Origin of the sequence: Chryseobacterium sp. BGARF1 (assembly GCF_001677955.1) — a bacterium.
In the GTDB taxonomy this organism is placed as follows: domain Bacteria; phylum Bacteroidota; class Bacteroidia; order Flavobacteriales; family Weeksellaceae; genus Chryseobacterium.
In genome coordinates, this window is the sequence record NZ_LELA01000091.1 from 1 (window position 1) to 1,606 (window position 1,606).

The 1,606-nt window shown below is 30.8% G+C and carries 1 protein-coding gene; it reads left to right on the top strand.

The annotated features are described in order from the left end of the window. Positions 1–750: 750 nt before the first annotated feature. Positions 751–1,293 carry a peptidoglycan-binding protein LysM gene (locus tag AB671_RS17320; protein WP_066682033.1) on the top strand — a complete coding sequence of 181 codons (543 nt, stop codon included), beginning with the start codon at positions 751–753 and terminating at the stop codon, positions 1,291–1,293. Positions 1,294–1,606: the final 313 nt, after the last annotated feature.

Consider the following 1,606-nt stretch of genomic DNA (forward strand, 5'->3'; position numbering starts at 1 on the left):
TAAATCGAAGATATTTTGCAGATAAACTATTCGATAGGCTCATTATTGCTAACATTACAGCGGTATGATGAAAAACGGATATACATAATTAAAATTAACAGAATAAATAATATACTTTCTAACATGTTTTTTTATAATTATTGTGGAAAGTTATACGACAACCATGTAATAAAAGATATTGTCATGATGAAAGATGTTAATGATCCGAAGAGAAGACCCCATCCCATTTCTTGTGTTTTTGATTTTTTTGGACGACTTAAAGTGATTAAAAGTCCTAATAAACCAGAACATGCGATGATTATTAATATTAAATAATAATTTTCTAATAGTTTTAAAGCTACAATGAGTAACAACTGAGTGAAAATTGTCAGAACAAAGGAAATTAGTTTCAATTTTATTGCATTTTTTGTAAAAGTAATAAAAAAGTCTATTACATATATTCTTTACAATTTTGTTTTCTTTTAAGAAATCAAAAAGGCGAGGCAAGTTTGGGAATTATTGACAGTCAAAATGTCTGGCAAAAGTATAAGCAGTGATAGAACATTCGTGAAAGACGACAATTTTAGTACTTTTCAATGCTAATCGGGTAAGGAAAAAACATTCGTGACTATCATATTGACAATTAGTTAATCAATAACAATAAAAGCTTGGTCATGTCAGGTAATGTTCTTAAATTTGATTCTAAATCTGTTAGTATAATTCATTTTAAATGACAATATTATATTGCAGTTTTTCAAATTCATCCAAATCATGAGAAAACAAATCTTTATCACTGTGTTATCGCTGGGAGCAATCACTTTAGGAACCGACTTGGTTCTGGCACAAAATTCTGAGCAGGTTAGTAAATCAGTAAATATTATTTTAGCAGATATTATTGCAATGGACATTGGCACTGCTGCTTCAGAAGGTACTGTAGATTTTAATTATGGCAGTACAAAAGATTATAATTCATCAAAAAATGTGACCGTTCCAAACAGCTTAGTCATTATTTCTTCCAAAAATTTTGATGTAAAAGTAAAATCTGAAGGTGCACACTTTGTCAATGGCACAAACTTAATTCCGGTAGATATTTTACAGGTAAAAGCAATACCGGGCGGAAGTTTGGTGGGAACTCTGAATGAGGTCACTTTATCTACAACTGATCAGGTGCTGGTAAGTAATGCGAGTTTAGGAACTAAACAATCTTTAAATATTGACTACTCTATTTCGGCGGAAAAAGCATCCAAGGTCCTTTTAGGAAAACCTCAAGGAACTTACGTACAAAAAGTAACTTATACTGCCACTGCATTGTAAGTAAACACATTAAAAAAAACAAAAAAGCCCTCAACACTTTAAAAGTGTTGAGGGCTTTTCTATTTACAACGAATAATTAATCCGTGTAGTTATTTTACTACATCAACTTCCATTTTCAACTACAAAGAAACTTTTATCGACGCTCTAAATTTGCAGTATACAAAAGAGAACAATTAAACAAAATTAAATATTACTGCCATGAAAAAATTAATCGCAATCGCAACTTTAACTATCGGAGCAACTTTATTAGGAACTAACAATGTTCATGCTCAAAATACAACTGCAACCACAACCGTAAACATTACCCTGAATG